The organism is Pseudomonas sp. Sample_23 (genome assembly GCF_004307595.1).
GTDB classification, from domain to species: Bacteria; Pseudomonadota; Gammaproteobacteria; order Pseudomonadales; family Pseudomonadaceae; genus Aquipseudomonas; species Aquipseudomonas atacamensis.
This window is the reverse complement of sequence record NZ_RCNX01000082.1, coordinates 20,486-46,856: the sequence shown is the minus strand read 5'-3', so window position 1 is coordinate 46,856 and position 26,371 is coordinate 20,486. Positions and strand designations below refer to the sequence as shown.

At 60.8% G+C, this 26,371-nt stretch carries 19 protein-coding genes; 13 read left to right on the top strand and 6 right to left on the bottom strand.

The window, feature by feature from the left end; translation table 11 throughout:
- Window positions 1–131: 131 nt before the first annotated feature.
- Window positions 132–1,040: a LysR substrate-binding domain-containing protein gene (locus D8U82_RS20035; protein WP_024014837.1), complete on the bottom strand. Its 909-nt coding sequence runs from the start codon at window positions 1,038–1,040 to the stop codon at window positions 132–134.
- 180 nt (window positions 1,041–1,220) lie between these two features.
- Between D8U82_RS20035 and aspA the strand changes: the two genes are divergently transcribed.
- The 7 genes from aspA to D8U82_RS20000 all read left to right on the top strand — a co-directional run bounded on the left by aspA (window position 1,221) and on the right by D8U82_RS20000 (window position 13,952).
- On the top strand, window positions 1,221–2,645 hold the full coding sequence (aspA, locus tag D8U82_RS20030; protein WP_016772472.1) for an aspartate ammonia-lyase: 1,425 nt from the start codon (window positions 1,221–1,223) through the stop codon (window positions 2,643–2,645).
- A 557-nt stretch (window positions 2,646–3,202) separates the two neighbouring features.
- Window positions 3,203–4,651, top strand: a complete 1,449-nt coding sequence (locus tag D8U82_RS20025; protein ID WP_016772471.1) for an alanine/glycine:cation symporter family protein — start codon at window positions 3,203–3,205, stop codon at window positions 4,649–4,651.
- 109 nt (window positions 4,652–4,760) lie between these two features.
- Entirely contained in the window at window positions 4,761–5,765 is a 1,005-nt protein-coding gene (locus D8U82_RS20020) for an asparaginase (RefSeq protein ID WP_130902824.1), read from the top strand.
- A 172-nt stretch (window positions 5,766–5,937) separates the two neighbouring features.
- Entirely contained in the window at window positions 5,938–6,933 is a 996-nt protein-coding gene (locus D8U82_RS20015) for an AraC family transcriptional regulator (protein ID WP_024014840.1), read from the top strand.
- Between the two features lie 155 nt (window positions 6,934–7,088).
- The gene (locus D8U82_RS20010; protein ID WP_122751239.1) at window positions 7,089–8,114 is read left to right on the top strand and encodes a histone deacetylase family protein; all 1,026 of its coding nucleotides are present in this window, start codon (window positions 7,089–7,091) and stop codon (window positions 8,112–8,114) included.
- Window positions 8,111–9,205 (top strand): polyamine ABC transporter substrate-binding protein, encoded by a 1,095-nt coding sequence (locus D8U82_RS20005; protein ID WP_122612783.1) that lies wholly within the window; start codon window positions 8,111–8,113, stop codon window positions 9,203–9,205. The genes D8U82_RS20010 and D8U82_RS20005 overlap by 4 nt, the downstream gene beginning before the upstream one ends.
- Before the next feature lie 142 nt (window positions 9,206–9,347).
- Window positions 9,348–13,952, top strand: coding sequence for a DUF6543 domain-containing protein (locus D8U82_RS20000; protein ID WP_130902823.1), 4,605 nt, complete (start codon window positions 9,348–9,350; stop codon window positions 13,950–13,952).
- On the opposite strand, the gene D8U82_RS19995 is transcribed toward D8U82_RS20000, so the two are convergent.
- Window positions 13,909–15,459 carry a PLP-dependent aminotransferase family protein gene (locus D8U82_RS19995; RefSeq protein WP_130902822.1) on the bottom strand — a complete coding sequence of 517 codons (1,551 nt, stop codon included), beginning with the start codon at window positions 15,457–15,459 and terminating at the stop codon, window positions 13,909–13,911. The genes D8U82_RS20000 and D8U82_RS19995 overlap by 44 nt on opposite strands.
- Window positions 15,460–15,552: 93 nt before the next feature.
- Between D8U82_RS19995 and D8U82_RS19990 the strand changes: the two genes are divergently transcribed.
- Genes D8U82_RS19990 through D8U82_RS19980 form a run of 3 tightly spaced genes read left to right on the top strand, consistent with a single transcriptional unit; the run spans window position 15,553 to window position 17,317 of the window.
- Window positions 15,553–16,176 carry an FMN-binding negative transcriptional regulator gene (locus D8U82_RS19990; protein WP_073471070.1) on the top strand — a complete coding sequence of 208 codons (624 nt, stop codon included), beginning with the start codon at window positions 15,553–15,555 and terminating at the stop codon, window positions 16,174–16,176.
- A 10-nt stretch (window positions 16,177–16,186) separates the two neighbouring features.
- The gene (locus D8U82_RS19985; protein WP_123441876.1) at window positions 16,187–16,633 is read left to right on the top strand and encodes a GNAT family N-acetyltransferase; all 447 of its coding nucleotides are present in this window, start codon (window positions 16,187–16,189) and stop codon (window positions 16,631–16,633) included.
- A 12-nt stretch (window positions 16,634–16,645) separates the two neighbouring features.
- Complete coding sequence (locus D8U82_RS19980; protein WP_130902821.1) at window positions 16,646–17,317, top strand: GNAT family protein; 672 nt, start codon at window positions 16,646–16,648, stop codon at window positions 17,315–17,317.
- A 120-nt stretch (window positions 17,318–17,437) separates the two neighbouring features.
- Here the strand turns inward: D8U82_RS19980 and D8U82_RS19975 are convergent, their stop codons facing one another.
- Window positions 17,438–18,340 carry a homocysteine S-methyltransferase family protein gene (locus D8U82_RS19975; RefSeq protein WP_122603470.1) on the bottom strand — a complete coding sequence of 301 codons (903 nt, stop codon included), beginning with the start codon at window positions 18,338–18,340 and terminating at the stop codon, window positions 17,438–17,440.
- Between the two features lie 113 nt (window positions 18,341–18,453).
- Between D8U82_RS19975 and D8U82_RS19970 the strand changes: the two genes are divergently transcribed.
- Both D8U82_RS19970 and D8U82_RS19965 read left to right on the top strand, forming a co-directional pair.
- Window positions 18,454–19,272, top strand: a complete 819-nt coding sequence (locus D8U82_RS19970; RefSeq protein WP_016772458.1) for an ABC transporter substrate-binding protein — start codon at window positions 18,454–18,456, stop codon at window positions 19,270–19,272.
- On the top strand, window positions 19,269–20,105 hold the full coding sequence (locus tag D8U82_RS19965) for an amino acid ABC transporter permease (RefSeq protein WP_016772457.1): 837 nt from the start codon (window positions 19,269–19,271) through the stop codon (window positions 20,103–20,105). The genes D8U82_RS19970 and D8U82_RS19965 overlap by 4 nt, the downstream gene beginning before the upstream one ends.
- Before the next feature lie 7 nt (window positions 20,106–20,112).
- Here D8U82_RS19965 and D8U82_RS19960 read toward each other — a convergent pair whose 3' ends face one another.
- Window positions 20,113–20,391: a helix-turn-helix transcriptional regulator gene (locus tag D8U82_RS19960; protein WP_024014849.1), complete on the bottom strand. Its 279-nt coding sequence runs from the start codon at window positions 20,389–20,391 to the stop codon at window positions 20,113–20,115.
- Window positions 20,388–21,737: a HipA domain-containing protein gene (locus tag D8U82_RS19955; protein ID WP_110599756.1), complete on the bottom strand. Its 1,350-nt coding sequence runs from the start codon at window positions 21,735–21,737 to the stop codon at window positions 20,388–20,390. The genes D8U82_RS19960 and D8U82_RS19955 overlap by 4 nt, the downstream gene beginning before the upstream one ends.
- Before the next feature lie 368 nt (window positions 21,738–22,105).
- Here D8U82_RS19955 and D8U82_RS19950 point away from each other — a divergent pair, with 368 nt between their 5' ends.
- Complete coding sequence (locus tag D8U82_RS19950) at window positions 22,106–24,343, top strand: autotransporter outer membrane beta-barrel domain-containing protein (RefSeq protein ID WP_130902820.1); 2,238 nt, start codon at window positions 22,106–22,108, stop codon at window positions 24,341–24,343.
- Window positions 24,344–24,554: 211 nt separating this feature from the next.
- Here the strand turns inward: D8U82_RS19950 and oadA are convergent, their stop codons facing one another.
- Window positions 24,555–26,363, bottom strand: coding sequence for a sodium-extruding oxaloacetate decarboxylase subunit alpha (oadA, locus tag D8U82_RS19945; RefSeq protein WP_125927738.1), 1,809 nt, complete (start codon window positions 26,361–26,363; stop codon window positions 24,555–24,557).
- Window positions 26,364–26,371 lie beyond the last annotated feature (8 nt).

Genomic DNA, 26,371 nt, shown 5'->3' with positions numbered 1-26,371 from the left:
CGAAAGAACAGCGCAAAAATCCCCCTGTGGGAGCGAGCCTGCTCGCGAAAGCGTTGTGTCAGACGATACCTCAGGGCCTGACACTGCGCATTCGCGAGCAGGCTCGCTCCCACATTCGATCTTCATCAGCTTCAAGCGCTTTGTGCGGCGCCGCCTTCAAGCTTGCGCCACAGCAACCGCACGTTGGCCTTGCGCACCAGGGCGCAGCGGTACAGGCGGATCTCCAGCGGCACATGCCACTGCGGGCCGCCGCACACCACCAGTTCACCGCGAGCCAGTTCGGCGCGCACACTCAATTGCGGCACCCAGGCGATGCCGAGTCCTTCCAGGGCCATGCTTTTCAGGCTGTCGGCCATTGCGGTTTCGTAGATCGTGGTGAAGCGCAACTGGCGCTGGCGCAGCAAGCCGTTCACCGATCGGCCGAGAAACGCCCCGGCGCTGTACGCCAGCAACGGCACACTCGCCTCGCCTTCCAGATCGAACAGCGGTTTGCCATCCAGATCGGCCGCGCACACCGGCAGCATCTCGGTCTGGCCCAAATGCAGCGACGGGAAGATTTCCGGGTCCATCTGCATCGCCGAATCCGGATCGTAGAACGCCAGCATCAGATCGCAGCCACCTTCACGCAAAGCGTGCACGGCGTCACCAACGTTGGTCGCCACCAGCCGCGTGGCGATGTTCAGCCCTTCGTTGCGCAACTGGGCGATCCAGCGCGGGAAAAAGCCCAGCGCCAGCGAGTGTGCCGCCGCCACCTGCATCACCTCGCCCTGCCCGCCTTCCAGATGATGCAGATGGCGCAGCACTTCGCCGAGCTGTTCGACCACGGTGCGCGCGGTCACCAGAAACAACTGCCCCGCCGCCGTCAGTTCGACCGGCGTGCGCGAGCGATTTACCAAGGTCAGCCCCAGCGCCGCTTCGAGGCTGCGGATCCGCCGACTGAACGCCGGCTGAGTCACGAAGCGCCGTTCGGCTGCCTGCGAGAAGCTGCGGGTGGCGGCCAGGGCACTGAAGTCCTCGAGCCATTTGCTTTCCAGATTCATCACGTCCTCCCGGACACGCACCAAAACAGGTCACACGTCTGCCGCACAGGCGGCGTCACATGGGCATTATGCCGAATGTGCATAGGGCAGTGCTGAACAGCATTGGCCCAAAAATCCCCACAAGCCTAGCATTCGCAGCGTTCCGGCACAGACCGGGTCCTTATCGAGATGATTTCTATCATGTCCTCCGCTGCATCTTTCCGCACAGAAACCGACCTGCTTGGCGCCCTCGAAGTACCGGCCCATGCGTACTACGGCATCCAGACCCTGCGAGCGGTGAACAACTTCCGCCTCTCGGGCGTTCCGATTTCGCATTACCCGAAACTGGTTGTGGGCCTGGCGATGGTCAAACAGGCCGCCGCTGACGCCAACCGCGAGCTGGGTCACCTGAGCGAAGCCAAGCACGCTGCCATCAGCGAAGCCTGTGCCCGATTGATCCGCGGCGATTACCACGAAGAGTTCGTGGTCGACATGATTCAAGGTGGCGCCGGCACCTCTACCAACATGAACGCCAACGAAGTGATCGCCAACATTGCTCTGGAAGCGATGGGCCACGAGAAAGGCGAGTACCAGTACCTGCACCCGAACGACGACGTGAACATGGCGCAGTCGACCAACGACGCCTACCCGACGGCGATCCGCCTGGGTCTGCTGCTGGGTCACGACGCGCTGCTGGCCAGCCTCGACAGCCTGATTCAGGCGTTCGCGGCCAAGGGTAAAGAGTTCGACCACGTCCTGAAAATGGGCCGTACCCAGCTGCAAGACGCCGTGCCGATGACCCTCGGCCAGGAATTCCGCGCGTTCGCCACCACCATGGGCGAAGACCTCGCGCGTCTGAAGACGCTGGCCCCGGAATTGCTGACTGAAGTCAACCTGGGCGGCACCGCGATCGGCACCGGCATCAACGCCGACCCGCGTTATCAGGCACTGGCTGTTCAACGTCTGGCATTGATCAGCGGCCAACCGCTGGTACCGGCCGCCGACCTGATCGAAGCGACCTCCGACATGGGCGCCTTCGTGCTGTTCTCCGGCATGCTCAAGCGCACCGCGGTCAAGCTGTCGAAGATCTGCAACGACCTGCGCCTGCTGTCCAGCGGCCCGCGCACCGGCATCAATGAAATCAACCTGCCGGCGCGTCAGCCAGGCAGCTCGATCATGCCCGGCAAGGTCAACCCGGTGATCCCGGAAGCCGTGAACCAGGTCGCGTTCCAGGTCATCGGTAACGACTTGGCGCTGACCATGGCAGCCGAAGGCGGCCAGCTGCAACTGAACGTGATGGAGCCGCTGATCGCTTTCAAGATCCTCGATTCGATCCGCCTGCTGCAACGTGCCATGGACATGCTGCGCGAGCACTGCATCGTCGGCATCACCGCCAACGAAGCGCGCTGCCGCGAACTGGTCGAGCATTCGATCGGTCTGGTCACCGCACTGAACCCGTACATCGGCTACAAAAACGCCACCCGCATCGCCCGTATCGCCCTTGAAAGCGGCCGCGGCGTGCTGGAACTGGTGCGCGAAGAAGGTCTGCTCGACGAAGCCATGCTCGCCGACATCCTGCGCCCGGAAAACATGATTGCCCCGCGTCTGGTTCCGCTCAAAGCCTGAGCCGACGCGAACTTGTAGCACCGCTCACCAGGTCGAGGGACTAGACACCTCTCACCTTTTGAGGGCTTGGGGATTTTGTCCCCGAGCCCTTTTTTTTAACTGTTTATCCTGAGACCCGAATGTAGAGGACTGAACAATATGCAGGTGAGCCTTTATGGCGAGGGGATTTATCCCCGTTGGGCTGCGAAGCGGCCCCGATACCAACAATAAAGATGTACCAGAAACACCGCGTGCAATGGTTTACGACTGCTTCGCAGCCGAACGGGGATAAATCCCCTCGCCACAAACGCCAAGTGTTTCAAAGCTTCGTTTCGTCGCTTGCACCACTACCGTGCAGACGGGCGCGCCACTGATCGGTATAGTGCCGCCCCTCTTCGCGTGAGCGGTCGTCGGTAACGAGGCCATCACCCATGCGAAACCCGAACTAATAACAAAACCCGCGATATGGATCCGGGACGAAACCTTCGCCTCACCCGTCGTGCCGCGTGCATGCCGGTGTAACACGATGTTTCTCCGATCCAGCATTTGCACCCACAAAAAACAGCGAGGATAAATCCATGCTCGAAGTCATCAACGACTTCCTCTCAGGGAAAGTACTGATCGTGCTCATTGTCGGGCTCGGTAGCTACTTCACGATTCGCTCGCGTTTCGTTCAACTGCGTCACTTCTTCCACATGTTCGCGGTGTTCCGCGACAGCCTCAAAGGCAGCGCCGGGCAACTCAGCTCGTTCCAGGCCTTGATGCTCAGCCTCGCCGGCCGCGTCGGTGCAGGCAACATTGCCGGTGTCGGCATCGCCGTGACCCTCGGTGGTCCGGGTGCGGTGTTCTGGATGTGGGTAACCGCACTGGTCGGTATGTCCAGCAGCTTCTTCGAGTGCACCCTGGCCCAGGTCTACAAGCGCGCCGATGGCGACGGCCTGTACCGTGGTGGCCCGGCGTATTACATCCAGCACGGGCTCAAGCTCAAAGGCATGGCGATAGTCTTCTCCGTTCTGCTGCTGGTCACCTACGGCTTCGCCTTCATCGGCCTGCAGTCCTACACCGTGACCCACTCGCTGCAGAACGCCTTTGACTTCAACCCGCAACACACCGGTATCGTCCTGGCGGTGCTGCTGGCCATCACCTTTATTGGCGGGATCAAGCGCATCGCTTCGGTCTCCGACCTGCTGGTACCGATCAAGACCCTGGCCTATATCGGCGTGACCCTGTACGTGATCGGCACCCAGATCGAACACGTACCGGCCATGCTGGAAACCATCTTCAAGAGCGCCTTCGGCCTCGACCCGGCCTTTGCGGGTCTGCTCGGCAGCGCCATTGTCATGGGCGTGAAGCGTGGCGTGTTCGCCAACGAAGCGGGCCTGGGCAGTGCGCCGAACGTCGCCGCTGTGGCCGCCGTCAAGCACCCGGGCGCGCAGGGCGTGGTCCAGGCTTTCAGCGTGTTCCTCGACACCTTCGTGATCTGCACCTGCACCGCGCTGCTGATCCTGCTGTCGGGCTTCTACACCCCGGGCTTCGAAGGTGACGGCATCGTCCTGACCCAAAACTCGCTGGCTGCCGTGGTCGGTGACTGGGGTCGCATGTTCGTCAGCGTCGCGCTGTCACTGTTCGTCTTCACCTGCATCCTCTACAACTACTACCTGGGCGAGAACAGCTTGCAGTTCCTCAGCCGCAACCGCGCCCTGCTGATGCTGTTCCGCGGCCTGGTGCTGGCGCTGGTGGTGTGGGGTTCGATGCAGGACCTGACGACAGTGTTCGCCTTCGCCGACATCACCATGACCTGTCTGGCCTTCGTCAACCTCGTGGCCCTGGCCATGCTGTTCAAGGTCGGCCTGCGGGTGATGCGCGATTATGATGAGCAGCGTCGCGCCGGCGTCAAACAGCCAGTGTTCGACTCGAGCAAATTCGCCGACCTGGATCTGGATCGCAACGCCTGGCCGGTGAACCCGCCAGCAGCGGCGGGCCAGACTGAAACTGCGCCGCAAGGCGTACCTGCAGCGCAACGCTGACAGGTGAATGACGGGCGCATCCCCCGCGCCCGTCAGTTATTGTGATGCAATAACCTGCAGGAGCGAGCCTGCTCGCTCCTGCAAGGCCCTCATCGTTTCGGAGAATCCTATGAGCTCGTCGACCTATCCCGCCGCTCAACACGTCATGGTGCTCTACACCGGTGGCACCATCGGCATGCAGGCCAGCGCCAACGGGCTGGCCCCGGCGTCCGGTTTCGAAGCGCGGATGCGCGACTACTTGCACAGCCAGCCTGAGCTGGTAGTGCCGCAGTGGCAGTTTCGGGAAATGTCGCCGCTGATCGACAGCGCCAACATGACCCCGGCCTACTGGCAGCAACTGCGCGAAGCGGTGGTCGATGCCGTGGACGTGCAAGGCTGCGACAGCGTGCTGATTCTGCACGGCACCGACACGCTGGCGTACAGCGCGGCGGCGATGAGTTTTCAGTTGCTCGGCCTGCATGCCCGCGTGTGTTTCACCGGCTCGATGTTGCCGGCGGGCGTGACCGACAGCGATGCCTGGGAAAACCTCGGCGGCGCGCTGGTCGCCCTCGGCCAGGGCCTGGCGCCGGGCGTGCATTTGTACTTCCACGGTGAACTGCTGGCGCCGACCCGCTGCGCGAAAGTGCGCAGCTTCGGCCGCCATCCGTTCAAACGCCTGGAGCGTCAGGGCGGTGGTGTGAAGGCGCCGTCGATCCCAGTCGCGCTGAACTACAACCAGCCGAAGCAACTGGCGAAAGTCGCGGTGTTGCCGCTGTTTCCCGGGATCAGTGCCGAGGTTCTCGACGGTCTGCTCGACAGCGGCATTCAAGGTCTGGTGCTGGAATGCTACGGCAGCGGGACCGGGCCGAGCGACAATCCAGAGTTCCTCGCCAGCCTTGGCCGCGCACGGGATAACGGCATGGTGGTGGCTGCAGTGACGCAATGCCATGAAGGTGGGGTCGAGCTGGATATCTACGAGGCTGGCAGCCGCTTGCGTGGGGTCGGCGTGTTGTCCGGTGGCGGCATGACGCGCGAGGCGGCGTTCGGCAAGTTGCATGGCTTGCTGGGGGCCGGGCTGGAAACGGCTGAAGTGCGTCGATTGATCGAACTGGATCTCTGCGGCGAACTGAGCTGATCTGTCACAACGCAAATCCCCCTGTGGGAGCGAGCCTGCTCGCGAAAGCCATGACACATTCGGCATTCGTGTGCCTGACACACCGCTTTCGCGAGCAGGCTCGCTCCCACCAGGGATTTTTGTACGGCATATAAATTGCTGCGTTCCAGCCACCTCCAGGCTGGAAGATCCCATGCTCCACTCCCACCTCACCACCCTCAACGCGGTCTCGCTGATCCTCAACACGTTCAAGGCCGAAGGCCTGTCGAGCGAGGCGCTGCTGGCTGGCAGCGGCATCGTGGCGGCCGATCTGCAGCGTGCCGATACGCGCATCACCACCCATCAAGAGATGCAGGTCTGCACCAACGCGGTCGCGCTCAAACGTGACATCGGCCTTGAGTTGGGCCGGCGCATGCACGTGTCCTGTTACGGCATGCTCGGTTACGCCCTGCTGACCTGTGCCACCTTCGGTGACGCTTTGCGTCTGGCGATCCGTTATCCGGCGCTGCTGGGCACGTTGTTCGAACTGAGCCTGGAAGACGATGGCGAGCAGGTGTGGTTCGTCGCTGCTGATTACCGTGAAAGCCCGGCGATGGCGGTGTTCAACGCCGAATTCTGTCTGGTTTCGCTGAAGGTCATCTGCGACGACTTGCTCGGCCATCCGCTGCCGCTGCGCGCCACGCGTTTCGAACATGCAGCGCCGGACTATCGCGCCAGCTACGCCGAACCCTTCGACTCGCCGCTGCACTTTTCGGCCAAGGACAACGCCTTCGCCTTCGACCGCCACTGGCTCGATCAGCCGCTGCCGCTGGCCGACGCGATCACCCATCAGGCCATGGCAGAGCGCTGCCGCAAACAGAATCTGGAATTCACCGGACGTCAGGCCTGGCTGGGGCGGATTCGGCAGTTGCTCAGCGCACAATTGAATGCCGCGCCGGGACTGGAAGGTCTGGCACAGCAGATGAAGTGCTCACCGCGCACCCTGCGTCGGCATTTGAAAGACATGGGCAGCAGCTATCAGGAGCTGCTCGATGAACTGCGCTTCGAACGGGCCAAGCAGATGTTGTGTGAAGACCAGTTGCCAATCTATCGGATCGCCGAGACGCTGGGCTTCAGCGAGACCGCGAGTTTCCGCCATGCGTTTGTGCGCTGGAGTGGCGTGGCGCCGAGTCAGTTCCGACCGCATTGATGTGTGCTCCAGGCATGAGCCTGCATGAACAAGGGGCGAATTGCGGTCAGAGGTTTTGGCCATATCGATTCCCTTTTGGCCGCTCCCGACGTTCTCCGTTTCAAGTTGCGCCGCAACACTGGACGCCACCGAATCAGCCTTGCGGAGAACAACAAATGCTGACGATCTACTCAGACGATCACCACTTGCACCATGGCCGCTGCGAACTCATCGATGGCCAGCTCAAGCCGTGCTTCGAGATGCCGTCGCGTGCCGACCATGTGCTGCAACGCGTGCAAAAGCAAAACCTCGGGGCGGTCGAAGCGCCGAAGGATTTCGGCCTGGAGCCGATCGCGCGCATTCACAGCCGTGACTATCTGGAATTTTTCAAAGGTGCGTGGCAGCGCTGGACCGAGTTCAACACCGACGGCGACTTGCTGCCCTACACCTGGCCGGCGCGCACGCTGCGTGCGATCAAACCGACCAGCCTGCACGGCCAGCTCGGTTATTACAGCTTCGACGGCGGCGCGCCGATTACCGCCGGCACCTGGCAAGCGGCCTACAGCGCAGCGCAAGTGGCCCTGACCGCACAAGAAGAAATCCAGCGCGGCGCACGCGCGGCCTTCGCCCTGTGCCGTCCGCCGGGACATCACGCCGCCAGCGACTTGATGGGCGGTTATTGCTACCTCAACAACGCCGCCATCGCCGCTCAAGCCTTTCTCGATCAGGGCCACAAGAAAGTCGCGATCCTTGACGTCGACTACCACCATGGCAACGGCACCCAGTCGATTTTCTACGAACGCAGCGATGTCCTGTTCACTTCGATCCACGGTCACCCGGAAGCGGAGTTTCCGTTCTTCCTCGGCTACGACGACGAGCGCGGCGAAGGTGCCGGTGAAGGTTTCAATTTCAACTATCCACTGCCGGCCGGTTCCGGCTGGGATGTGTGGAGCGCGGCGCTGGATCAGGCCTGCGACGAGATCGATCGCTATGGCGCGGACATCATCGTCGTCTCCCTCGGCGTCGACACGTTCAAGGACGACCCGATCTCGCAGTTCAAACTCGACAGCCCGGATTACCTGGCCATGGGCAAGCGCATCGCCGCCCTCGGCAAGCCGACCCTGTTCGTCATGGAAGGTGGCTACGCGGTGGAAGAAATCGGCATCAACGCGGTGAACGTGCTGGAAGGTTTTGAACAATGAAAAAGCGACTGATCGCCTCGGCGCTGTGCGCGGCCCTGCTCAGCGCTGGCGCCCACGCCGAAGAACGCACGCTGCGCGTCTATAACTGGTTCGACTACATCACGCCCAAGGCGCTGGACGACTTCAAGGCACAGAACAGCCAGACCAAACTGATCTACGACATCTTCGACACCAACGAAGCACTCGAGGCCAAGCTGCTCACCGGCAATTCCGGCTACGACGTGGTGGTGCCGTCCAACGTGTTCCTCGCCAAGCAGATCGAGGCCGGGGTATTCCAGCCGCTGGATCGCAGCAAACTGCCGAACTGGAATCACCTTGATCCGAAACTGATGAAGCTGATCGAGGCCAACGACCCGGGGAACAAGTTCGCCGTGCCGTACATGTACGGCACCATCCTGATTGGTTTCAACCCGGCCAGGATCAAGGCGGCCCTGGGCGACAACGCGCCCGTGGACAGCTGGGACCTGATCTTCAAAGAGGAGAACATCAGCAAGCTCAAGCAGTGCGGCGTCGCCCTGCTCGACTCTCCGTCGGAAATTCTGCCGCTGGCTCTGCAACACCTCGGCCTCGACCCCAACAGCAAGAAGCCAGCGGATTACGCCAAGGCCGAAGCGCTGCTGATGAAGATCCGCCCTTACGTGACGTACTTCCATTCCTCCAAGTACATGGCTGACATTGCCAACGGCGACATCTGCGTGGCCGTCGGTTATTCCGGCAGCTTCTCGCAAGCGGCCAACCGCGCCAAGGAAGCGAAAAACGGCGTGGTGGTCGATATGCGCTTGCCCAAAGAAGGCGCACCGATCTGGTTCGACATGCTCGCGATTCCCAAGGGCGCGAAGAACACCGAAGACGCCTACACCTTCATCAACTATCTGCTGCAACCTGCGGTGATTGCCCCGGTCAGCGACTTTGTCGGTTATCCAAACCCGAACAAGGACGCCACCGGCCTGGTCGATCCAGCCATTCGCAACAACCCGAACCTGTACCCGACCGACGCGGCAATGAGCACGCTCTATACCTTGCAGCCGCTGCCTCGGGATGCCGAACGCGCACGCACGCGGGCCTGGACGAAAATCAAGTCCGGGACCTGAAACCGCCTCGTTTGCTCAAGACCCGCCTCGGCGGGTCTTTTTTTTGCCTGGCAGCTTTATCTACCGCACGGGTCACCGTCGCGCCTTTTAACTTGCTCTGCTCCGCCGCCCTTGCGGCGTCCCGACAGAGCAGGAAACCACCATGACCGCCATTCCCAAAGCCAGTGCCGTCGATATCGTGACTCAGCTGGTTACCGGCCCCTCGCTGCAAGAAGTCGCATCAAAAACGCTGCGCGAAGCCCTCAAGACGTTGTATCCGAATCTCGACATTGACCCGCGTCTGGCGATGGTCGTGCAACCCGCCTGGGCCATTGTGGATGGTCGAGTGGTACCCGACGGGTATCAGGCTGGATCGCTGACCAACGCCCTGGTGCGGCTCGGCCTGTCCGGTACCACGGTGACGTACCTCGATGGCGAGCATTATCTGACCCTGCAACCCGGCGTGCCCGCCCCTGCGCATCTGCCGGTGAAGATCGATGCGATCGGCCTGTTGCTCAACGAACTGGCACCGCTGCTGTTCATCGCCTACAAGGAACAGCACGTCGACTACTGGGACGAGTTCACCTATCCCGGGCAACCGCGCTGGCAGCAATTGTCCGAGGCACTGCGCAACCTGTGGAACGTCGATGCCAGCGTCGGCTGGGATGCCGATGAAATTGCCATGGCCCAGGCGATTTTCAAACAGCCCGACCCGCAACAACGCCTGGCCCCCGCCCCGTACTCGGCAAAGGCATATCTGATTGATCTCGATCGGGGGAACGCCGACACGCAAAGCCACTTGACCCTGCTCGACGCCGCAGTGTTGGTCGGCAGCATCGCAGACCGTACGTTGATTCTCACCCACGCGATTACTCAGGGCTTTCAGCGTTTCGATTCACTGGAGGAACTCGGCGAGGCTCTGCTGCGGATATATGGCGCAAACGCCTCGGGCGAAGATCTCAAGTGGCGGCTGGTCGAACCCCAGGGAAATTTCTTCGACCAGCAGGCCTGCACCCTGATTTCCCTGGAAGCGGATGCCTTGGGCAAAATCAGTTTTTTTCAGGACTCCCCTGATAAACGCGTCTATCCGCATACCGGCACGGTCGGCAAACCGGCACAACCGACACCGCGCCTCGAAGCGCACTTCGAGCGTTTACAGCCGATGCTTCCGGACTGGCTGAACGACGCCTTGCCCATCGATCAGACACGTTACAGCCGGCACCTGCTGGACCTGACGACGCTGCAGCACGAGAACAACGGCAAATCCTTTCAGAACGAAATCACCAGCCTGCAGGCGTTCACTCGGGCAGCGCTGATCAAACAGATTCTCAAGGAGCAGCCCGACGCCAAAGACCTGGACATCGACAACATCGAAATCACCATCACCAGTCTCGTGGTCTGGGGCACGTTTGTGTTGCCGGGAAATACTCAGACTCAGACATGGACGCTGACCGAGCTTGCCCTGCAAAACCTCGCCGGCCTGCCCTTGGGCAACAAGACTGTGCGGTACAAGGATGGCAGCCCGGTACCCGAGTGGATGAGCGCGACTTTTCTGGAGAAGCTGGTCAGCACGGTCGACATCGGCAAGACCTACCCGGCGCATCTCAAGGCCGTACTGATAGACGACTCAGTACAAGCGTCACGGTTGGAAAGGCTCTATACCAGTCAGCTACGCGTCGAGCTGCCATTACTGGCGTTGCAGCACAAGATCCAGGGCAGAGCCGGCATTGACGAATCGGGTTATCGATACGTGGTTGCCGCATTGGCCACGACTGACGCAGAACGCTACGTCGATGGTGAGGAAATCGTCATTCGCCCTTTGGCCTTCGTCGCTCATCGCAGCCGCTCCACCGCAGACACTGTCGACAACATGTATGTCATAGGCCCGCGCGATGCCGACAAAGGGCCGTGCGTGCTGTATCGACCGTTGTTCGACAAGGCTCTGCTGCAATATCCGGGATTTGCCAATCTGCTCTTTGCGATCCAGCATTCGCGACATCTGCGCGATTCGGTACTGGCCTGGTTGCCGGACGATGTGCGCTTCAATTACAGCCAGTTCGTCTTCACCGCCAGGCTGCCGTCGGTGTGGACGATCCCGCAACTGATGATCAACCCGACCACAGCACTGGACATGTCAGGCGCGGTCGCGCTGGGCACTCAGGTGATCGCCAGCGATGTCCTCGCCACCCTGCACGCACGCAACGTCAAGGCGCTTGTCACCCAAGCCGACCGGCAATCGGTCTCCGATGCAGAAGCACGCTGGGCCTCGCTGAAACAGGGTGGCTGGGTGATGCTCAATGCCGCACTGCCGTTTCTGGGCCGCAGCGTAGGTACAGCGGCGTGGATCTGGCAGATCATGGATGATCTGCAGGAAATCACCGACGGCGCCAACGAGCAATCGGCGAAAGTCGCCTGGACGGCCATCGCCGATATCCTCCTGGCGCTGGGCATGGTGCTCGCCCATCGTGCGGCAATGGGTGATGCGCCATCGACGCCCGTGGCCACAACGCTCGAAGAGGACACAGCAACGAGCAAACCTGCCGCCAGAATCGTCAAAGCGCTGCGCCAGCCGGACATCACCGGCCCGCAATTGACCGAAGCCCATGGCACATCGATTGACAGCATCACGGCGCTGAAACGATCCCCGTTGGCCCTCGCCAAGCTGTTGGATACGTTCAACCTCGCCAAGCCCAAAGGGCTTGGCGCTGCCACCAGAGAGGGTGCGCAGCGAGGCCTCTACGCCCACGCAGACAAATGGTACGCCCGCGTCGGTGAACGCTGGTTCGAAGTCGCGCGCAACGCGCATGGCGATGTGCACATTGTCGATACGCGTCAGCCCACCCGACCTGCCGGACCCAGGCTGGCCTATACCGCCAACGGCCAGTGGGTAATCGATCTGCGCTTGCGTCTGCGCGGCGGCGGACTGGAGGAAGGTCGCCAAGCCGCGCAAGGCATAAGAACCAAGGAGGTGGCCGTATTGGCCGAGCAGATTACTGCGTTCGATTTGACGATGGAGAGCAAAGGGAGCCGTCTCGATGCAGACCGCAACAGCCTGCACGATGCCCCTGCGCAGGCACGCGAGCAAGCGCTTGCGCAGTACCTTGCCACGCTCGATTCACAGCACAACGAATATGCCGCAAACATAAAGCTGATCAAGAAACTCAACTGCAAGCAGTCGATCCCCAACTACCGCACGGTAATGCCGGAGCGGTTGGACATGCAGTTGTTTCTGGGACAGGAGTGGCTGAGTAATAACGCTTCGGATTACCAGCAGCGGGTACTGGCGGTGCAGGCGATACTCGACGACGAACTGCGCAGCGAATCGCAGGCCGCCACCTCTGCGTTCGAACAGTTGAACGATGTCACTCAAACCATTATCGAGAAAATGGAGTCGGCTGAAGCCTGCATGAAGGAGCTCACCAGGCTGGGACCGGATGGCTTTGATATAAAGCAGAAATACAACATCAGCCTTGCGCCCTACCCGCTGGATGATCTGAAGACTTTGCAGATCAGTCTCGTCCAGTACACCTGCATCAAGCCCGGCGATTCCACCGCTCATGTCGAGGCACAACAAGCGCTGGCCGGTCTGTTCGAAGATGCTGCGCTGAACGTTCAGAGTTCACGGGACCTGAGCGCCGATGAAAGCCTCAGTGATCTGCGCATACGCATCGACGCCCTGAGCCAGGTGAGCGAACAGTTTGCTTCCGTGGACAAGCGATTCGATGACCTGGCGAGTGAATATTCCGAACACATACACACGGAGCGACTCAAGCAGTTGCAGGCGCGCGTGGCCGCATTCAAGGAAAGCGCCGACAATCGACTCGCCGATCTGTTGCGCTACCGGCATTTACTGGTGCCGCAAGCCGGTCCGTCGAGACCTTCCCCGTCATCTTCGAATCGGCAGATCATCAAGACGCGCAACAAGGGCACCCTGGTCGGCGAACGGAAAAAAAGCCTCGACGGCAAAGACACCGATCTGGTCGAGGTCAGTACAGCACTGACGAGAGTCATCGCGACATTCAAGGAGGAGTCGCCAGGTATCTGGGTCGAACAGAATGCACGGCCGGCACCGTCGCCAAAAGCCCGGCCCAACCTCAACAACAGCATCAGCGCAGGGCAGGCCTTGATCGACGGGCTGGCGGCGTTCCATCGGCGCATCGAGGCGCGCCTCAAACGCGGCTCGCGCATTCCGGTGGAAGTCGAAGAGGAATACCACAACCACGCCGCCCTGTTGCGCAAGGCCGGTGCCGCCATCGATGAAGCGTTGACGGTGAGTAACCTCACCGCAGCTCTGCATGAACCGTCCGAAACGCTCAACCACAAGCTCGACGCTGCGGCTACGACGCTGGAGGAAAAGGGCACCAGCACGCGAATCCGTCTGGTCAAGCAACAACTACCAACAGCCGCCGGGGTCGAGTGGCTCAAGGACAAGGGCGAAGTGAACATTTCGAAAACCCTGACCCGACGGCGCCTGAGGCGCCATAAGAATGACTTCCTCGACGAGTATCAGATTCGTGATGCGCATACCGACAAGGTCCTCTGCTATGCGCATTTCCATTACAGCAGCGCCGACGCGCCCGATGGCGCATTTTTGCGTGGACACATGAAGACAGTTGCCCAGCACCGCCTCGGAGGCACCTCTGAAATAACCGATGTGGATAATCAGAGGCTGATCGAAATCCATCGCAGCGAAATTTCCAGTCGCAGCGCCGAAACGCTGTTCTTCAATCTCGCCAAGCCTGCCGCAGACGCGACAGCGCCGCTTTGATTGCTGGCTCTGGTACAGCAGCGAACCCCAACACCAGGCCGGCGCGCTTATCCATGGGCGTAGTCGAATCGGGGAGCCAGTAGCTGCTCAGGCCGTTGATTTCGACATCGACCTCAGCGGCCTGAGCGATCAATTGCTGCTCGCGCTCGATGCTGTCCACGGCGACGGTCAAGTGCAGCCCGGCCGGCACGGCGGGCAGTTGACCGACGCCGGCGACCGTCGGCCAGCCTTCGAGCAGGCAGTTGCGTCGGCTCAGCGCAGCCCGGCGCATGCGGCGGATATGCCGCTGGAAATGCCCGGCGGCCATGAATTCGGCCATCACCGCTTGCGTGCTGACCTCCGAGTGCCGCACATCGACGGCGCGGCGTTGCGCGAACGCCTCGACCAGCGCGGGCGGCAGCACCAGATAGCCCAGGCGCAACGCCGGAAAAGCGACCTTGCCGAACGTACCGACGTAGAGCACACGCCCCTGACGATCAAGTGCCGCCAACGGTGCCAGCGGTGCGCCGGTGTAGCGATACTCGCCGTCGTAATCATCCTCGACGATCCAGCCGCCGACACGTTCTGCCCAGGCGAGCAACTCCAGACGCCGGGCCAGAGTCATCACCACACCGGTCGGGTACTGATGAGACGGCGTCACGTAAGCCACCCGACAATCGCTGAGCTGAGCCATGGCGCTGCAATCGATGCCGTCGCTGTCCACCGCCACCCCATGCAATTTCGCCCCCGCTACAGCGAAGGCATGTCCGGCGGCGCGATAGCCCGGATTCTCGATCGCCACACCGTCCACAGGCTCGACCAGCAGCTGTGCACAAAGGCTGATGCCCTGCTGCGCGCCACTGGTGATCACAATTTGCTCAGCCGTGCACTGCATGCCGCGCGAGCTGCGCAAATACGCAGCAATCATGCCGCGCAGCCGCGCGTCACCGGCCGGGTCGCCGTAACACAGCTGCTGTAGATCCGGTTTACGCCAGAAAGCCGCGTTGAGCTTGGCCCAGACCTCGAACGGAAACAGATCGAATGCCGGCACACCCACCCGAAAAGCACGCGGCGGACCGCTCGGTGGTCGCGGCAAATGATGCTTTTCAATGAGGGAAAATCCGTCGCTGTGGATAACTTTGCTGGATGAATTCACAGGTAAATCCAGCCAATTTGTGGATAAGGCTGTGGGTAAGTCTGTTGACAAGCCTGTGGATGAATTTGTGGATAGTTTTTTCTCAGGCGTGGATGCCTGAGCCAATTGCGCCACGTAAGTACCGTCGCCCACGCGCCCTTCGATAAAGCCCTCGGCATACAACTGATCGTAGGCGCGCACCACGCTGTTGCGGGAAATGCCCAGCGCCGAGGCCAGATCTCGGCTGGCCGGCAATCGCGTGCCACTGGCCAGACGTCCATCCAGTACCCGCAGGCGCAGAGCCTGATAGAGCTGGCGGCTCAGGCCCTGACGGCGATCAAGCTCGATTCCGGCCGGATTGAAAGGCATCGACAAGGGTGGCAGATCAGGCATGGCGAATGGACCTATGAAATGGCTCAGCAATGGCTCTTACAACGGACCAATAGCCTGCCTAGGATGCAGGCATTCGCCAAGGAAAATCTGTCCATGTACACGCCACGCGCCTTTGCCATCGAAGACTTGTCCCAACTGCACGAACTGATCCTCGCCACGCGCCTGGCCATTCTGGTCAGCCACGGCGAAAGCGGCCTGCAAGCCAGCCACGTGCCGGTGCTGCTGCATCGCGAACAGGGCGAATACGGCACGCTCTACGGCCATCTGGCCAAGGCCAATCCGCAGTGGAAGGACCTGCGGGACGGCGCCGAGGCGATGCTGATCTTCGCCGGCCCGGACGCCTACGTCAGCCCAAGCTTGTATCCGAGCAAGGCCGAACACGGCAAGGTCGTGCCGACCTGGAACTACATCGCCGTGCACGCCTACGGCCAGGCCGAGACCTTCAGCGATGGCGGCCGGTTGCTCGACATCGTCAGCACCCTCACCGACCGTCACGAGGCAGGCCGTGCCCAGCCGTGGTCGGTGGACGATGCGCCAGCCGATTACATCGACACCATGCTCAAAGCCATCGTCGGTTTTGCCATTCCCATCGACCGCCTCGAAGGCAAACGCAAGCTCAGCCAGAACCGTAGCGCCGAAGATATCGCCGGGGTGCGCGAAGGCCTCGCCGCCAGCCCCGACGCCAACGACCAAACCCTTGCCAGCCTGATGCGCTAAGGATCTACCCATGACCCAGATCGACATTCGCCCGGTCAGCGCCAATGACCACGCCGCTTGGCTGCCGCTGTGGCAGGCGTACCTGCGCTTCTACAACACCGAACTGCCGGGCGCCGTCACCCAAAGCACCTGGCAGCGCTTTCTCGACCCGAATGAACCGACCCACGCCGCCCTCGCCTGGGCTGAAGGCAAAGCGTTGGGCATGGTGCATTACATCTATCATCGCTCGAACTGGAGCATCGAAAACTCCTGCTATCTGCAGGATCTGCTGGTGGTGCCGGAAGCCCGTGGCACCGGTGTCGGTCGGCTGTTGATCGAGCATGTCTACGCTACCGCCAAGGCAGATGGTTGCTGCAAAGTCCACTGGCTGACCCATGAAACCAACGCCACCGCGATCCAGCTCTACGAGCGCATCGCTGAACGCCCGGGCTTCATCCAATTTCGCAAGGCACTGTAAGGAGACGCGCACATGACCGCTTCACTCGCTGACTGGAAAGGCGTCCCCGCCCCCTCCGCCACCCTGCTCGAGGGCCGTTTCATTCGTCTGGAAAAACTCGACCCGGCGCGGCATGCCGAGCAACTGTACGCCGCCCTCGAAGGGCCCGGTGCCGATCCGAAGCTCTGGGATTACTTGCCTTACGGTCCGTTTCGCGAGCGCAGCGCGTTCAACGACTGGCTGAACAATCATGCGGCCAACAGCGACCCGTATTTCTTCAGCGTCATCGACCGCGCGACTGGTCAGGTGCAAGGCATCCTCAGCCTGATGTCGATCGTCCCGGCGCAGGGCCGCATCGAAATCGGCCACGTCACTTTCGGTGCGCCAATGCAACGCTCGCCGAAAAGCACCGAGGCGGTGTACCTGCTGGCCAAGTATTCGTTCGAGCTGGGTTACCGGCGCCTGGAATGGAAGTGCAACAACGGCAACGCCCGCTCCAAATACGCAGCCGAGCGTCTGGGCTTCAGTTTCGAAGGGGTGTTTCGCCAGCACATGGTGGTCAAGGGGCAGAACCGCGACACCGCGTGGTATTCGATTCTGGATGCGGAATGGCCAGCGATTGGTGCTGGGTTCGAGCGCTGGCTGAGCAATGAAAACCAGACGCCTGATGGCCAGGTGAAAGGCTTGGCCGAGTGCCGTAACTGATCGTCACAAAGCCCCTGTGGGAGCGAGCCTGCTCGCGAAGGCGCTGTGGCAGTCACTGAAATATTGACTGACTGACCGCTTTCGCGAGCAGGCTCGCTCCCACAATTGGCGGGGTCAGGCTTATCGACGCAGCTTCTGCGCCAGCACCGCAATGTGCTCCGGGCCGATCCCGCAGCAACCACCCAGATGACTGGCGCCGCGCTGTTGCCAGTCCAGCGCCCAGTGCAGATACCCCGGCGGATCGAGATCGTCACGCAACGGGTCGAGCCCGTCGTTGGCCGTGGCTTCTTTCGGTTGCGGAGGAAACGCGTTGGCATACGCACCGATATTGATCGTGACGCCGAGACGCTCAAAGGTTGCGCGCGCCACGTCGATGGCCGCGCCAATCACTTCGGGCTGACTGCAGTTGAACAGCAGGGTCTCGACGCCAAGTTCAGCCGCCAGCGCAGCCGCTTCGGCTACCGGCTCACCGGAGCGCAGGCGTGGCACTTCATCGGTGTCTTCATCCTTGAGGGTGAACGACAGCCAGAACGGTTTGCCGTCCTTCGGCAACCCGGCGTGAATGGCCCGCGCCTCGATAATCGAACTCTGGGTTTCCGCCAGCCATAGATCAACGTTCGGGGCCAGCCCATTGACCAGCGGCGTCAGAAGCTCGCTCACGCGATCCGCTTCGAACAGATCCGGACGATACGAACCAAACAGCGGCGGCAACGAACCGGCAACACGCACTGGCTTGCCGGATGCCTGCACCGCCCGCCGCGCCAACTCCCCCGCCAGTGCCGCGAGCGCTTGGCCCTCAGCCGCAAAGCGCGCCTCGCCAATGTGAAACGGCACCACCGCGTAACTGTTGCTGGTGATCACGTCGGCGCCGCTGTTGATGTACGCGGCATGCACCGCCTCGACCGCCTGCGGCGCTTCACTCAGCGCCAGTGCCGACCACTCCGGTTGGCGAAACGGTGCGCCGGCGCGTTGCAACTCGCGGCCCATGCCGCCATCGAGAATGACCCTGTTCGCTGCGCCCATATGCTTTTCACTCATATGCTTATGAAAATAACTCACTATCAGAGTCGTTCTTATAACTATTTAATACGCACCACTCGGTTAATAACAACCTCTTTTTTCAACAGGAAGCGACTGTGAAACTCCAACCGCTATTGGCCCTGGGCCTGACCATTCTGGCCTCCACCCAAGCCTTCGGCGGCGCGACGCTGGATCGTGTCGAACAGAAAAAAGAGCTGGTCGGCGTGCTCATGGAAAGCTATCCGCCCTTCTCGTTTCTCAATGAGCAGAATCAACTCGACGGTTTCGATGTCGACGTTGCCAAAGCGGTGGCGGACAAGCTTGGCGTCAAACTGCGTCTGGAAACGCCGTCCTGGGACGTGATCGCCGCCGGCCGCTGGAGCGGGCGCTACGACATCTGCATCTGCTCGATGACCCCGAGCAAGGCCCGCGCCGAAGTGTTCGACTTCCCGGTCGAGTATTACGCTTCGCCAGCGGTGATCGTGGTCAACGCCAAGGACGATCGCATTCACAGCGCCAAGGACCTGAGCGGCAAAAAGGTTGGCCTCACCAGCGCCTCCAGCTACGAAAGTTATCTGAACAAGAACCTGGTCATCGAAGGCGCCGAGGATACGCAGTTGCAGTATCCGTTCGAGGATGTGCAGATCGCCCCGTACGACACCGACAACGTCGCCTTCCAGGATCTGGGCCTGGGCGCCGGCGTGCGCCTGGATGCGATCCTCACCAATCTGGTCACCGCGCAGCCGCGCCTGAACCAGGACCAGCGCTTCAAACTGGCCGGCGAACCGCTCTACTCGGAACCCAACTCCGTGGCCATCGAAAAGGGTGACCCGCAGTGGGACGCCAAGGTGCGCGAGGTGTTCGCACAACTGAAACAGGACGGCACCCTGAGCAAGCTGTCGCAAAAATGGATCGGCGCCGATATCAGCCAATGACTTCCTTTCCGACCCCGCCCCAGCCACCGCAACCGGTGGCTGAAACACGCCTGCAAAAGCTCTTTGGTTTCCGTACGCGCCTGTACCTGACGTGGGCGGCGCTGTTCTGCCTGTTTGCCGGATTCTTCCTCAGCTTCGACCTGAAGTTCGCGATCATCCTCGACAAACTGCCCAACCTCGTTGGCCTGAAGCTGGCGCCGAACGGCTTCCTGCAAGGCGCAGCGCTGACGCTGTTTCTCTGCGCCTGCTCGATCATCGCCTCGTCGCTGCTCGGTTTCATCACCGCGCTGGCGCGCCTGTCGAACAGCGCCGTCGCATTTGGCATCGCCAGTTTCTACACCTCGTTCTTTCGCGGCACGCCACTGCTGATCCAGATCCTGCTGATCTACCTCGGCTTGCCGCAACTGGGCATCGTCCCCGGCGCCATCGTCGCCGGCATCATTGCCCTGTCGCTGAATTACGGCGCCTACCTGAGCGAAATCTTCCGCGCCGGCATCCTCGGCGTCGATCACGGCCAACGCGAAGCATCCTTGGCGCTGGGCCTGCGCGAAAGCGTGATCTTCTGGCGCATCACCCTGCCCCAGGCCATGCGCACAATCATTCCGCCGACCACCAACCAGTTCATCTCGATGCTCAAGGACTCGTCGCTGATCTCGGTAATGGGCGTCTGGGAAGTGATGTTTCTCGCCCAGTCCTACGGGCGCTCAAGCTATCGCTACATCGAAATGCTCACCACGGCGGCGATCATCTACTGGCTGATGTCGATCGGGCTGGAGCTGATTCAGGCACGGATGGAGCGGCATTACGGCAAGGCGTATGTGCGGCGTGGCTGAAGCGTATTCAAACGGTGTCCCGACGTATCCGCACAACGCCCATTTTCATGCCGAACGGGCGGAACACAGCGTTCAGCGACTTCAGCGTCTGATTGCCTTCGCCATGTTCGATATGCACCAGCGTGCGCACTGAGATCTTGCACATCTTCGCGAACTGAGTCTGATGCAGACCGGTGACTTCGACCCGTAAACGGCGCACGGCGTCACCGATTTCCAGAGTGCCTTCGGCCAGTGATTGCTGAATGCTTTCGATGAGCGCCGTGCGCTCGAGGACGGTCAGACTCATTGCAGGTCCCACTCTTTCAAACGTTGCTCGAGGTTTTTCAGATGAACGCTCGGGTGATTCATGGTTCTGGCGGGCAAACCGCTGGCCGCAAGAATATCCGGCAGTGCGGCCAGACGGCGGGCATCCGCGCGCAGGCCCTCGAACAGCGCCGAGGCATTCAGCCCCGCCAACGAATCGTGCGGATCTGCGCTATCGGCCAATACGCGGCAGACACCTCGCCAATCGACATCGCCCGCCCGCTCCAACTCTCTTGGCCATTTGGTCGTACGAGTCACGCCTTCGTCATCCATGACCATCGGGGCGAGGTCATAAATCGGCGCGAGCTGGAAAGCGTTCTCTTGCCGGATGATCGCCGTGTTACGACCGTGGTTATCGGAGTTTCCGAGGATTTTATTGATCAGGTCGCGACGCAGATAATCGGCGACGAGGCCGGCAATCTGGCTGGCCTGACCCGCTTTGCGCCAGAGCCCGGCGAGCATGCGGATCACTTCCAGATGATTCATGGCGCTGCCTGGCGTCGTCACTTCAGCCAGCGAATAAATCGATTCGACGGCAAAACGCGACACCGCTCCATCTTTCACTTGTCGATCAAAACGCCGCATCCACAAACTCGGTTTGTTCGCCTCTTCCAAGGCCAGGCCTTCTGCCGCGACCGTTTCGATGCCCAATGTCTGCAGCGCTTTGTAGTAATGGAATTCGCTGCGCAGGATGTCCTGGTCGGTCTGCCCGCCCCTGTTTCTGGCGAATTTCACGAACCAGTGCTGTCGCACTTCTTCATCGTCCAGTACCGCATCGGGATACAGAAGCCCGGCGCTGTTCTCTGCCAGTAATAGCTTCGGAGCTTCCCCACCTGCCCCCGTCGCGCCACCGATGGCCGCGCCTAGCTCGTAGGCATATTCAAGAAAGCGGTTGTCGCGGCCAATGACCTCCTCGCGCTTGAATCCGATCGGCTTCCTCTCATCGACTGCTTCCGCCGATTCCTTTATTCGCATGTTGCCAATGGGAGCCGGTGTACTGCGACCCAGCAGAAACAGATCGGCGCTGATCTCGGCGGGTCTTTCCTGACCCAGGCGGGCGAGCAGAAACCGCTTGGCTGCGCCTGCCGGTGCGATGTCGTGGACAAAGGCTGGTGTCTTCGCGCGCCGACCTTCCCAATCCAGCGGATACAGGGCACTCACGGCTTGGGAAAAAGGCGACCCGATCAACTCGATGTTTTCCACCAGATAGTCCGCTTCATAGCCAAAACTGCAGCGGCTTTCGAAGCCTTTTTCCGGATCATCGAAGTCAAGAATCATCGCGTCGTGCCATTGCCCGGCGGTGAAGATCTGGAGTGTCAGGTTGTACATGTTGATTCCGTATGCATTTAAATGCAGCTGGAGGACAGAAAACTGTCTATAAATGCAATATAGTGCATTCGCGGAGTTTCAGTTGCAGGATATCTGCAACAAAATGCAGTTCTATCTTAGCCATTGGCAGGGTGCATGCAAAATAATGCAGGTAAGCGCCTGACCTCACTCCGATAAGAATGCGCCAACAGTACCAAGCCGTAGGAAAAAGAACCGGCGATGCTGCGTAAAAGCTCTGTTTGCGAAATCCCGCGAGGATTTTCGACAGAACGATCCGATGTAGCCTGCACAGCATCAGGAGCCGACCGACATCGTTTTTTTCAAGGCAGCAATAGAGTTGAGCCTTTCATACAAGGAGGTTGAACTCGATGCCTGCCCTACACAAATACCGTCCCCATCACCTCGCTTTGGCGATCGCGCTGACGATCGGATCTGCCGAGGCGTCCATCGAACAGCTGCCCGACGTCCAGGTTTCTGCGCAGATCAGCGAAGACAAAACCGCCAAGCCTCGAAAGAAGAAAACACCCACACCGAAAGTGGATCCTGATGACTTGTTTGCGATCAAGGAATTCATCGGCCCGCTGGAGCACACTTCTCCGTCGCCCACGCAGGCCTCTGACGCGCCTTCGGTCGATGCCGTACGCGCGACGGTTGCGATCGAGGATTTCAGTCCGGCCTTTTATGAAGGGCTGGAGTTTCCAGAGTTCGTAGTGGTGGAAACCGGCGATGAGGAATTCGATCTTGTCGACCCGTTTGAACGCGACATGTTGGCGATCACGACGCAGCGCTCTTTTGTCTCGAGCCCGCTCGAGAATATCGACGGCGTATCCCTGCAACTGGGCGATGGAGATGACCTGCTGGTGATCAATAAGGGCGCCCGTTGGGACGGTCGCCTGGACGGTGGCAAAGGTGCGAACGGGTTGCTGTTCAATGCCGTAGAAGGCGGCGAGATCGGTGAGACGCGCAATTTCTCAGCCATGCGTATCGCACGTGGACAGTGGACCCTGCGTCACGCTTTCGAGGGTGATGCTGACGTCAAAGCCGACGCCGTGCTGCTCAACTACGCATCGATCAATGGTGTCGATGTCGACCCGGGAGCGGTTTTTGGCGGTTATGGACACGTGACGGGGCTATATGTCGCAGGAACCCTGCTTGCCAGCCAGCAACACGGCTCTCCCAATATCAAAGGCAATCTGACGCTCCATGAGGACGCTGTGTTTTCTTACGCCGTATCTGCCGACCGCGGCTCAGATCCCGTGCATGTTCAGGGCACCGCGAGCCTGGGAGGTGCGCGTGTCGAGATTTATGGCGTACCGGGCGACTACGCTCGTACCAATGAGTATCGGCTGTTGTCTGCAAACGTCATTGATGGCGAGTTCGGTGAGGTCACCACCAATCTGGCCTACATGACACCAACGCTCTCCTATGAGCCAAGCGCGGTGAACCTGCACTACGTGCGCAACGATGTAGGGTTCGAACAACTGGCCCGAACACGCAGTGCTCGTTCGATTGCGCAGAGCTTGGATAATCGAGGGGCTTCCACTCAAGCTTTCGATATCGGCACCAACAGGGCCGTCGCCGCACTGCTGACCAGCGATAAAACCACCGCGCCCATCGCCCTCGATCAACTTGCCGCAGGCAGCAATGCCAACCTCGCCAAAGCCACGCTGAGCAGTATCACGCCGGTCAGTACGAGCATGCTCTCGGCGATGCGCCAACTGGACAACCGTTCCGGCTCTACTGACGGCTCGCGCAGTTCACCGCGTCAGGCCGCAGGCAGCGAAGACTCCGGGCGGGTGTGGATTCAGGCGCTGGGCCACGGCGGCAAGGTTGATCGCGACGCTGACGGCATCCTCCAACATGCCACGCAAGGGCTGGTCGTGGGCGCTGACTGGCGACTCGACGAGCACTGGCATGTCGGCCTGATTGCCGGCAAATCGCAGACGAAATTCGATGCCCGACAGTACGACGGCGACCTCGACAACTGGCACTTGGGCGCCTACGCCATGCGTCAGGATGGCCCGCTGTCACTGCGCCTCGGCGCGACCTACGCCAGCCATGACGGCAGCAGCACACGGCGGGTCGCGTTCAAGGGTTTCAGCGATCGTCTCAAGGGCAACTACGACGCCCATACTCAACAGGCATTCGCCGAAGTCGGGTTCAATCTGGGCCGGGATAGCGTCACCCTCGAGCCCTACGCCAGCCTCGGCTATCAGCGTTATCAGGGCGACAGCTACAACGAAAAGGGCGGCGACGCGGCACTGAAAATCTACGGCCAGACCCGCGACAACTTCAGCAGCACCTTCGGTCTGCGTGTTGCGCAGGTCAATACGCTGGATAACGGCATGCATTTGACCCCGCGATTGAGCGCAGGCTGGAAACATACCTACGGTGACATCGACAGTGGCACCCGCCAGCAACTGCGCAAGGGCGGCAAGCGCTTTGAAGTGACCGGGGCGGCACTGGATCGGAACAGCCTCGCGGTGGATGCGGGGCTCGACCTTGATCTTTCGGCGGCGCACACACTGGGCGTGGGCTTAACGGGTGAGCTAGGTAATGACAGCCGAACGTATGGCGTAGCGGGTCAATGGCGCATGGCGTTCTGACGGATCAAGCACGCCTCCTGTGGGAGCGAGCCTGCTCGCGAAAGCTGTGGATCATGCAAAGATGCTATTGGCTGACCTGGCGCATTCGCGAGCAGGCTCGCTCCCATATGTGATCCCTGGCAATGACCTGACAAGGTCGGAAAATCACAGGCAAAAAAAAGGGGAGCACATGCTCCCCCGAGGTTTAAAGCGTTGGATCGCGACTGTTATCTCAGCCTTCGATCTCGATGAGGATTTCGCCCGGGTTGACCCGGTCGCCCTTGGCCACATGAATCGCGGTGACCTTGCCGGCAATGGCGGCCTGGACTTCGGTTTCCATCTTCATCGCTTCGGTGATCAGTACCGCCTGGCCAGCCTTGACGCTGTCGCCCTCCTTGACCAGCACATCGACGATGTTGCCCGGCATGGTGGTGCTGACATGGCCTGGTGCCGAGGCCTGTTTGCGTTTGCTGCTGCCGCCGCCAACGAATTCGTTGAGCGGCTCGAACACCACTTCTTCCGGCATGCCGTCGATGGACAGATAGAAGTGGCGCTTGCCTTCAGCCTTGACGCCGACACCGGTGATGTCGACGCGATAGGTTTCGCCGTGGACGTCGATGACGAACTCGGTCGGCACGCCTTCGCCGCCCGCCGAAGCAACGGCGCCCGCTTCCGGGATTGGCAACAGCACTTCCGGCGTGAGGGTGCCGGCGGCACGCTCTTCGAGGAACTTGCGGCCGATGTCCGGGAACATGGCGAAGGTCAGTACGTCTTCTTCGGACTTGGCCAGTGCACCGATATCGGCACGCAGCTTGGTCATTTCCGGCTTGAGCAGATCGGCCGGGCGCACGTCGATGACGTCTTCGCTGCCGATCGCCTGACGGCGCAGTTTTTCATTGACCACGCCCGGTGCCTTGCCGTAGCCGCCCTGCAGATACAGCTTCACTTCGTTGGTGATGGTCTTGTAGCGCTCGCCGGCCAGTACGTTGAAAAATGCCTGGGTGCCGACGATCTGCGAGGTTGGAGTCACCAGCGGCGGGAAGCCAAGGTCTTCACGCACGCGCGGGATTTCTGCGAGCACTTCGCTCATGCGGTTCAGAGCGCCCTGCTCTTTCAACTGGTTGGCGAGGTTGGAAATCATCCCGCCCGGCACCTGGTTGACCTGCACACGGGTATCGACGGCGGTGAATTCGCTTTCGAACTGGTGGTACTTCTTGCGCACGGCATAGAAGTACAGGCCGATTTCCTGGAGCAGCTCCAGATTCAGGCCGGTGTCGTACTCGGTGCCCTTGAGCGCAGCGACCATTGATTCGGTGCCCGGGTGGCTGGTGCCCGAGGCGAAGCTGGAGATCGCGGTGTCGATGTGGTCGGCACCGTTTTCGATCGCCTTGAGCTGGCACATGGCGGCCAGGCCAGCGGTGTCGTGGGAGTGGATGAACACCGGCAGCGACTGCTCGGCTTTCAACGCGCGCACCAGTTCACCGGTGGCGTATGGAGTCAGCAGACCGGCCATGTCCTTGATCGCCACCGAGTCGCAGCCCATGGATTCCATTTGCTTGGCCTGGGTGACGAAAGCCTCGATGGTGTGCACCGGGCTGGTGGTGTAGGCGATGGTGCCTTGCGCATGTTTGCCGGCAGCCTTCACTGCTTCAATGGCAACACGCAGGTTACGCACATCGTTCATCGCATCGAAAATGCGGAACACGTCGATGCCGTTCACCGCTGCTTTGGCGACGAAGGCTTTGACCACGTCGTCGCTGTAATGGCGATAGCCGAGCAGATTCTGCCCGCGCAGGAGCATTTGCAGGCGGGTATTGGGCAGCGCCGCACGCAGTTGGCGCAGGCGCTCCCAAGGGTCTTCCTTGAGAAAGCGCACACAGGCGTCGAACGTCGCGCCGCCCCAGCATTCCAGCGACCAGTAGCCGACCTTGTCGAGCTTGTCGCAGATCGGCAGCATGTCTTCGGTGCGCATGCGGGTGGCGAGCAGCGATTGGTGAGCGTCGCGCAGGATGGTGTCTGTTACGAAGATTTTCTTGCTCATTCTTGTAT

What these genes read in the sequence shown, in the direction of transcription:
- D8U82_RS19965 (WP_016772457.1), top strand. Translation starts at nt 19,269, where the DNA reads ATGACTTCCTTTCCGACCCCGCCCCAGCCACCGCAACCGGTGGCTGAA.
- D8U82_RS20000 (WP_130902823.1), top strand. Translation starts at nt 9,348, where the DNA reads ATGACCGCCATTCCCAAAGCCAGTGCCGTCGATATCGTGACTCAGCTG.
- D8U82_RS19960 (WP_024014849.1), bottom strand. Translation starts at nt 20,391, where the DNA reads ATGAGTCTGACCGTCCTCGAGCGCACGGCGCTCATCGAAAGCATTCAG.
- D8U82_RS20025 (WP_016772471.1), top strand. Translation starts at nt 3,203, where the DNA reads ATGCTCGAAGTCATCAACGACTTCCTCTCAGGGAAAGTACTGATCGTG.
- D8U82_RS19985 (WP_123441876.1), top strand. Translation starts at nt 16,187, where the DNA reads ATGACCCAGATCGACATTCGCCCGGTCAGCGCCAATGACCACGCCGCT.
- D8U82_RS20035 (WP_024014837.1), bottom strand. Translation starts at nt 1,040, where the DNA reads ATGAATCTGGAAAGCAAATGGCTCGAGGACTTCAGTGCCCTGGCCGCC.
- D8U82_RS19995 (WP_130902822.1), bottom strand. Translation starts at nt 15,459, where the DNA reads ATGCCTGATCTGCCACCCTTGTCGATGCCTTTCAATCCGGCCGGAATC.
- D8U82_RS20020 (WP_130902824.1), top strand. Translation starts at nt 4,761, where the DNA reads ATGAGCTCGTCGACCTATCCCGCCGCTCAACACGTCATGGTGCTCTAC.
- D8U82_RS19950 (WP_130902820.1), top strand. Translation starts at nt 22,106, where the DNA reads ATGCCTGCCCTACACAAATACCGTCCCCATCACCTCGCTTTGGCGATC.
- D8U82_RS20015 (WP_024014840.1), top strand. Translation starts at nt 5,938, where the DNA reads ATGCTCCACTCCCACCTCACCACCCTCAACGCGGTCTCGCTGATCCTC.
- oadA (WP_125927738.1), bottom strand. Translation starts at nt 26,363, where the DNA reads ATGAGCAAGAAAATCTTCGTAACAGACACCATCCTGCGCGACGCTCAC.
- aspA (WP_016772472.1), top strand. Translation starts at nt 1,221, where the DNA reads ATGTCCTCCGCTGCATCTTTCCGCACAGAAACCGACCTGCTTGGCGCC.
- D8U82_RS19990 (WP_073471070.1), top strand. Translation starts at nt 15,553, where the DNA reads ATGTACACGCCACGCGCCTTTGCCATCGAAGACTTGTCCCAACTGCAC.
- D8U82_RS19975 (WP_122603470.1), bottom strand. Translation starts at nt 18,340, where the DNA reads ATGGGCGCAGCGAACAGGGTCATTCTCGATGGCGGCATGGGCCGCGAG.
- D8U82_RS20005 (WP_122612783.1), top strand. Translation starts at nt 8,111, where the DNA reads ATGAAAAAGCGACTGATCGCCTCGGCGCTGTGCGCGGCCCTGCTCAGC.
- D8U82_RS19955 (WP_110599756.1), bottom strand. Translation starts at nt 21,737, where the DNA reads ATGTACAACCTGACACTCCAGATCTTCACCGCCGGGCAATGGCACGAC.
- D8U82_RS20010 (WP_122751239.1), top strand. Translation starts at nt 7,089, where the DNA reads ATGCTGACGATCTACTCAGACGATCACCACTTGCACCATGGCCGCTGC.
- D8U82_RS19980 (WP_130902821.1), top strand. Translation starts at nt 16,646, where the DNA reads ATGACCGCTTCACTCGCTGACTGGAAAGGCGTCCCCGCCCCCTCCGCC.